The organism is Pseudoalteromonas sp. AOP7-A1-14, assembly GCF_052376275.1.
Lineage (GTDB): Bacteria > Pseudomonadota > Gammaproteobacteria > Enterobacterales > Alteromonadaceae > Pseudoalteromonas.
This window is the reverse complement of record NZ_JBQSVO010000149.1, coordinates 1-7,088: the sequence shown is the minus strand read 5'-3', so window position 1 is coordinate 7,088 and position 7,088 is coordinate 1. Positions and strand designations below refer to the sequence as shown.

Sequence of the window (7,088 nt, the reverse complement as noted above, 5' to 3'; positions counted from 1 at the left end):
TCTAGAGTGTCTTCCTCTGAGCCATCTTCAATATCATATAAATAGTCTGGTGGGTTCAGCAAGGCATCTAAATCGTCTTTAGGCATTAACTGAGTCCATTCTACTTCTTCGTAGCTTGAGTTTTGAGCCTCAGATTCACAGGTAAATATTAAACTAGCCAGTGATATAATAAGGCAGGTGAGTACTTTAGTTACATTTTGTGACATATTTTAAACTCGATATGATTAATATTAGCAGTGAAAATGTTATAACATATCAGAAGATGTCAAACCATAGGAGTCTTTTCTGTTGGCTAACTCAATTACTTCTGGCTTAACTCTCTTAGCCATAAATATTAATCAGCTTAGTTATCGGTACAACAAGGCTGATAAAACATCATTTCATATACCCAAGTGGCAAGTAAAGAAAGGTGAACATGTATTTCTGTATGGCGACTCCGGCTCAGGTAAAACCACATTACTTAATTTACTCGCAGGGGTACTAACGCCACAAGCTGGTGATATATCCGTACTAGATCAAGCATTTTCTGTGCTGTCACCCAAGCAGCGTGACAGGTTTAGAGCACAACATATTGGTGTGGTGTTTCAGCAATTTAATTTAATTCCTTATTTAAGCGTTTTAAAAAATATTCAGCTTGCTAGTTATTTTGCTAAATCGGGTAACTTGCAAATAAAAAAAGAGGCATCAGAGCTACTGTTGAACCTAAAACTACCTGCAAATATACTACACAAACCAGCAAATACATTGAGTGTCGGGCAGCAGCAACGTGTAGCTATTGCCCGCGCATTAATAAACAAGCCTAAGTTGTTACTTGTTGATGAGCCGACCTCGGCGCTAGATGCATCAACACGAGACGTATTTATGGCGTTATTAATCTCTCTATGTCATCAGCACAATATAACGCTCGTATTTGTAAGTCATGATATGCACTTACAACAATTTTTTAAAACAAGTGTTGAAATGACTTCACTTTTAAAAGAGGAAAGCACCAAGTGTTAGTGTCCTTAGCGTGGAGTAGTTTAGGCAGTAGACGTAAATCGGTAATACTAACGTTTTTATCATTACTTATAAGCATTAGTGTGTTGTTAAGCGTTGAGCATATTCGCCAGCAAGCTAAAGAGAGCTTTAATAGAACTATTTCCGATGTTGATATGATTGTAGGTGCGCCAAGCGGGCAATTAAACCTTTTGTTGTACTCGGTATTTAGAATGGGTAGTCCGACTAACAATATTGATTATAAAAGTTACAAAACCTTAAAAACAGCTCATTAGTAGAGTGGGCTGTGCCTATTTCGTTAGGTGATTCGCACCGTGGTTTTAGAGTTATGGGCACTAACAACAGTTATTTTGAATACTTTAAATACGGCAGTAAGCAACCACTTACCTTTGAGCAGGGTCAGCCATTTGAGGCATTATTTGAAGCTGTTATAGGTGCTGATGTCGCCAAAAATCTCAATTATAAAATCGGCGATAACATAGTGATTGCCCATGGTATTGGTAACACCAGTTTTAAGCATCACGACAAAACACCATTTACGATAAAAGGCATACTTAAGCCAACAGGTACGCCAGTAGATAAAACCATACATGTGAGTTTGAACGCCATCGAGGCGATTCATTTATCGCTCGCCAAACAAAATCAATTACTTAAAAGTGCGACATCGGTAAATACCGAACCTGATAGCATTACTGCTGTTATGCTGGGTTTAAAATCTAAATTTACGACTTTTAAATTACAGCGCGATATAAATAACTACAAAGTCGATAGATTAATGGCAGTGTTACCTGGCGTTGCAATGACTGAGCTTTGGCAAATGATGGCAACAGTAGAAAACCTATTACGTGTTATTGGTATTTTAGTGTTGGTGTCGTCGTTATTTGGTTTATCAACCATGCTACTTGCATCTATGCAACAACGTAAAAGCGAAATCGCTGTACTGCGTGTATTAGGTCCAGGACCAAGCGTTATTTTTAGTTTAGTATTAGTAGAGGCGTTAATATTAGTCGTACTGGCGTGCGTATCAGCCGTTGCTTTACTCAGTTTAGCTTTGTGGTTACTCGCTGATTGGCTAGGCGCCACCTATGGATTATTTTTAGACGCGAATGTGCTTAGCCTCGAAACACTTAAAGTAGTAATTATAATAACCGTTGCGGCCATTATTACCTCGATTATTCCCGCTTATGAAGCGTATAAAAGTGCACTTCATAGCTCGCTTTCCTCTAAAAACTAGGGGTCTTTTTGATATGAAAAAACAGCATGAAGACAGGTATAATTGAATTCACTAAAAACGTTACACCGGATTCCCTCGCTAAGATGAGTGGGTCTTTGTTGACGGTAGAGCTGTCAGGGCTCATCCTCATCTATATAGTTGCGGCGCAAGAGCCACTAACAATAAATTAATTGAGAAAAGTGCATAACTGACAGTTTACTATTAATTACCTTGTGAAAATACTCATGATATCGCTCACGGAAGGTCACTTGTAGCCAAGTGTTCAAAAAGCAATGCGTATAGTGGGAAGCTAAAATAATCTACTGGTGATAAGAGCGCTAAACCCGTTATTCCACCAATGGATAACAGTTAGTGGGTAATGTAAATATCGACTAGTGTATATACAAATATAAATACTTAGTTGAGAATGCTTTTGGTCGAGTCAAGCAATATAGAAAAATAGCCACAAGGTATGTAAAGCTTGAACTAAACTATCATTCAATGCTCGCTTCGACATTACAATGATGTGGCTACCAATATAGGTTGATTGATATATGTACTATAAAGATCAAAAAAACCAAGTAAAACTTTAAAAAATCGCCATATAAACATTCACTTCAGTATCCGATATTTCGACTAAGAATGATCGGATAAACAAGGAATAGGGTTCATTATATGCACTCTTTCAATAGTGTTAGTGAGTTCTTAAAGCCAAACTATTTAAACCACTCAATAAAGTAACGCTACATATTGGCAGCGCTTTTTACTTGTGCTGGAAGACTTGGTTTACCGTTGGTTTTTGCTTTACTCAACTCTGACTAACACTATAGGGTGTGCTTTAACCGTTTAATGTTAAGTTTTCTTTGGCCTTGTAACTACATTTCTTGCGCTAAACTACATTTCTTGCGCTAAATAGTCCAGCACCACTTGGTGATGATCTTTGGTTTTGAATTTATCAAACAAGTGCTTAACTTTGCCGTCTTGGCCGATTAAGAAGCTTAAACGGTGGATGCCGTCATATTCTTTGCCCATAAATTTTTTATAACCCCATATACCGAATGCTTCTGCAATGGCGTGGTCTTCATCTGAGAGTAAATCAAAGTTTAGTTCTTTTTTGGTTTCAAAGTTTTTTAAACGTTTGATTGGATCTGGGCTAATACCCACAATGCGGGTATTTAATTTAGCAAGCTCGGCTTTTTTATCACGTAGGTTTTCAGCTTGTACGGTGCAACCAGGGGTAGATGCTTTAGGGTAAAAATACACTAGTACTTGCTGTTCTTTTAACAAGGTATCAAGGGCGATTGTGTCGCCATCTTGATTAGATAAACTAAAAGCGGGGGCTTTATCACCGGCTTGTAATGGACTAATTGTGTTCATACTTTGCTCCTTAGCGAATACGTCTAAAAATATAATCAACGTTGAGAGTGCGCGAAAGTGCTTCAAAGCTCACTTTGAAGTTATCTATGCTAACATCAACGGGGATGTTAAATTCAAGCTCGCAGCGCATTTTTGTGTGTTTTTCGTCTTCATAAGTATCTGACTTTAATGAGCAAATACTTATTTTATGATCAGCAAAAAAGCGCGTTACTTTGCTTAATGTGCCAGGGGTATCTGTACCTGTATATTCAAGGTTATAACCGGCGCAAAATTCACTTTGGTTATGGCTAGAGGTACGTTTCATCATGGTCAGTAAACCAAGTTCCATACCTTTAACAGGCAGCGCATGATCTACACGACTGATGGCCGACATATCGCCTGCTAGCAACATTATAAAAGAAAACTCATTGCCTAAAATTGCGATACGACTGTCTATAATATTGCAATGACAGTCACTAACCAATTGTGTTAACTCACTCACAATACCTGGGCGGTCTTCTCCAATAGCGGTTAAAACAATCTGATGATTTGTAAATGCAGTCATGAATTCAAATACCTAGATAAAGTAAATAATTACGGTCAAACACGCCTAATAGCGCCAAATGTAAAGGTGTACGACAGTCAAGTTTACCATAAAAAGGGCTCTAAACTATAGTTTGCTAGAATTAACCATGATTAAAGCACAGCCTTTCTTGTTTTTACGAGCGTGTGAAAGTACCATAGTCAAAGTCTTGCATTAAACTGCCTTTTTTATGATTAAGTGTTCATTCACATCCATAAGCGGCTTGTAAAAAATAAGAAATGTAAAATTAATATTGATTTTACACTGAACCAAATCGGCATAACCCACTCATATATTTGTTACAACAATTAAGGGTTTGCTAAGGAGAATTATCTGTGCAGTATTGGATCCCAAAAGCACTTGCTATAAGTGTATTGGTCGGCTTATCAGGCTGTAGCGTTTTTACTGATGAAGCGCACCATAAACGTAATTACCGAGCTGGTGAAGCGGTTAAAGCCCCACAAGGTTTAGAACAACCAGCCCAAGATCCAACTTACAAGATGGAAGTGGCTGAGTATGACAATAACCCTGAAGCAAAAAACTATCGCCCGCCAGCACAAGTTTTAACGGTCGCTGAAGGCAGTTGGGTTGAAGAAACAGATAAGCAAGCCCGTGTTTATTTTGATAAAAATGACGGTATTGCTGATTTAAACGAGTACATTTGGGATTCTATTCAAAGTGTACTTACAGAACATCAAGTCAAAACAGTCAATGAAGATAAGCTTCTTGGCACTATCGAAACAGGTTGGTATTCCATAATTAATCCTGAAGACGGTTGGTTTTGGGAGAATGAAACTGAAGTTTCACAGCAACGCTTTGTATTCAATATTGAAGAAAAATCACACCAACGCACTGCTTCTTTGAGTAGTAAATTAGTTGAATATAAAAGTGATGAAGTAGAGCTGACTCCGTTGTTACAACAACAGTTAGAAGTCCGCGCTTTAAACCAAATAATAGCGGAATTTGACTATCGCTACCGTCAACTTGTAATTGAGATGCGTAAAAAGCAAGGTATTATCTCGCTTGAAATGGGCTTTGACAATAAAGGTAATGCAGCTTTAGTAACTGAACAAGATTACTCTGCTGTATTTGACCGTTTTTCTGGTTTCCTTGAGCGCCTATCATTCACTATTGTTGAAATTGACCAAGAACGCGGTCTGATCACAGCTGATTATGTTAAGCCTGAATCAAGTGTATGGGATTCAATTTGGGGTGATGAATTGGCTGAATTACCAGTTGATGAGGGGCAGTATCAAATATTAGTCAGTCGCACAGATGATGGCGGCACCAGCTTAACGTGGATGGATGATGAAGGTAATACGCTAGAGCCTGGTACGATGAATAGCTTACAGCAAGCATTAGAAAGTGCCTTGCGACAACGCGGTATCAACATTTAATAAAAAGTGAAACATCCACCACAAAAAGAGCTATGGCTCTTTTTGTGGTTTCTACAGGTTGAAAACAATGACGAATCTATCAACGTCAAACACACAGTTTGACTTAAAAGTATGGTTTACTTTTTTAGTTCCTTCACTAATCGGCATTTTATTATTTATGACCCCCGTGCCTATGAACGGCGCAATGACAATTCCAATAGCCGTAATGGCAAAGGCGATACAAACAACTATAGCACCTAATGTAGTGACGATTATTACCGCGATTATTTGTGCTACTGGTGTGATTTCATTGATTGTAAAACTGTTTAAACCTGTAAGTCTGATGCAGTCTGCGATTGTTAAGCACCTGTTTGACGTGCACTGGTTATGGCTGGTTATTCGGTTATTGGGTATGGCGGTTATTGTTTTACTGTTTGTGAATATTCATTACCCCGAGTTTAAATCTGCACTTCCTAATTTTTTACTGCCGATATTTAATGGTGTTACATCGCAGAACACGGGAGGCTTAGTGCTTAATGATTTATTGCCCGTGCTTTTATCGGTGTTTATATTGGCAGGGTTATTATTACCCTTATTGTTAAACTTTGGTTTGTTAGAAATGATTGGCACGCTATTAACCAAATTGATGCGGCCGTTATTTGGTGTGCCCGGACGTAGCGCGGTTGATTGCGCGGCCTCTTGGCTTGGAGATGGTAGCGTGGGTATATTGATGACTGCGCGTCAGTATGAAGAAAAGCATTACACTGAGCGCGAAGCGGCTATTATTGGTACAACTTTTTCGGCGGTTTCTATAACCTTCTCTTTAGTGGTGATAGGGCAAGTTGGACTTGAAAGCTTATTTGCTCCATTTTACTTTACTGTATGTATTGCAGGTATTGTTGCTGCATTGATTGTGCCGCGTATTCCACCACTTAGCTTTAAAAGAGATGTGTTTATAGATGGCACAGCCCCAGATAAACACGCAGAGCGTGTGCCAGATGGTAAAACCTTAGTGAGTCATGCATTGCATATCGCATTAACTAAAGCAAAAAAATCATCAGGATTTGCAGGTACCCTCAAAGAGGGGGTTCATAATGCACTTGATATGGTGTTTGCTGTGCTACCAGTCGTTATGGCTGTGGGTACTTTAGCATTGGTAATTGCTGAATACACCCCTGTATTTGAATATTTAGGTAGACCGTTTGTGCCATTTTTAGAGTTACTACAAATACCAGAAGCCGAGGCTGCAGCGCAAACGATTATGGTGGGTTTTGCTGATATGTTTATTCCGTCTATTCTTGCTGCAGGCACTATTGAGAGCGATGTTACTCGTTTTATAATTGCGGCAATAAGTGTAACGCAATTAATTTATATGTCTGAAGTGGGTGCGTTATTGTTAGGCAGTAAAATACCGGTTAATATTTTTGAGCTGTTTGTCATATTTATTTTAAGAACATTAATCACATTGCCTGTTATTTCTTTAATGGCGCATTGGTTAGTTGGTTGAGCGCTCGGTTGCTTTGCTGGTTTTAAGTCAAAATAAATCATTAAAAGCCCTGAATGT

7 protein-coding genes and 2 pseudogenes are annotated in these 7,088 nt (G+C 38.6%); 6 read left to right on the top strand and 3 right to left on the bottom strand.

What is annotated here, in order from left to right; all coding sequences use genetic code 11:
• Nucleotides 1–206, bottom strand: a pseudogene (locus ACT3RM_RS16355) (DUF3299 domain-containing protein); the annotation flags it as partial.
• Between the two features lie 82 nt (nt 207–288).
• On the opposite strand from ACT3RM_RS16355, the gene ACT3RM_RS16350 reads away from it, so the two are divergent.
• The 4 genes and pseudogenes from ACT3RM_RS16350 to ACT3RM_RS16335 form a co-directional block, all read left to right on the top strand.
• Nucleotides 289–999 carry an ABC transporter ATP-binding protein gene (locus tag ACT3RM_RS16350; RefSeq protein ID WP_441836437.1) on the top strand — a complete coding sequence of 237 codons (711 nt, stop codon included), beginning with the start codon at nt 289–291 and terminating at the stop codon, nt 997–999.
• Nucleotides 993–1,271, top strand: a complete 279-nt coding sequence (locus ACT3RM_RS16345) for a hypothetical protein (protein ID WP_441836436.1) — start codon at nt 993–995, stop codon at nt 1,269–1,271. The genes ACT3RM_RS16350 and ACT3RM_RS16345 overlap by 7 nt, the downstream gene beginning before the upstream one ends.
• An 11-nt stretch (nt 1,272–1,282) precedes the next feature.
• The gene (locus ACT3RM_RS16340) at nt 1,283–2,230 is read left to right on the top strand and encodes an ABC transporter permease (RefSeq protein WP_441836435.1); all 948 of its coding nucleotides are present in this window, start codon (nt 1,283–1,285) and stop codon (nt 2,228–2,230) included.
• A gap of 307 nt (nt 2,231–2,537) precedes the next feature.
• Nucleotides 2,538–2,748, top strand: a pseudogene (locus ACT3RM_RS16335) (IS5/IS1182 family transposase); the annotation flags it as partial.
• A 355-nt stretch (nt 2,749–3,103) separates the two neighbouring features.
• Here ACT3RM_RS16335 and bcp read toward each other — a convergent pair.
• Nucleotides 3,104–3,586, bottom strand: coding sequence for a thioredoxin-dependent thiol peroxidase (bcp, locus tag ACT3RM_RS16330; protein WP_441836434.1), 483 nt, complete (start codon nt 3,584–3,586; stop codon nt 3,104–3,106).
• Nucleotides 3,587–3,596: 10 nt separating this feature from the next.
• Nucleotides 3,597–4,130: a glycine cleavage system protein R gene (locus ACT3RM_RS16325; RefSeq protein ID WP_441836433.1), complete on the bottom strand. Its 534-nt coding sequence runs from the start codon at nt 4,128–4,130 to the stop codon at nt 3,597–3,599.
• Between the two features lie 353 nt (nt 4,131–4,483).
• Between ACT3RM_RS16325 and bamC the strand changes: the two genes are divergently transcribed.
• Nucleotides 4,484–5,545 (top strand): outer membrane protein assembly factor BamC, encoded by a 1,062-nt coding sequence (gene bamC, locus ACT3RM_RS16320; RefSeq protein ID WP_441836432.1) that lies wholly within the window; start codon nt 4,484–4,486, stop codon nt 5,543–5,545.
• Nucleotides 5,546–5,612: 67 nt separating this feature from the next.
• Entirely contained in the window at nt 5,613–7,031 is a 1,419-nt protein-coding gene (locus ACT3RM_RS16315) for a YjiH family protein (protein WP_441836431.1), read from the top strand.
• Nucleotides 7,032–7,088: the final 57 nt, after the last annotated feature.

Excerpts from the sequence above, each read along its gene's own strand:
- ACT3RM_RS16315 (WP_441836431.1), top strand. The coding sequence starts at position 5,613 with ATGACGAATCTATCAACGTCAAACACACAGTTTGACTTAAAAGTATGG.
- bcp (WP_441836434.1), bottom strand. The coding sequence starts at position 3,586 with ATGAACACAATTAGTCCATTACAAGCCGGTGATAAAGCCCCCGCTTTT.
- ACT3RM_RS16325 (WP_441836433.1), bottom strand. The coding sequence starts at position 4,130 with ATGACTGCATTTACAAATCATCAGATTGTTTTAACCGCTATTGGAGAA.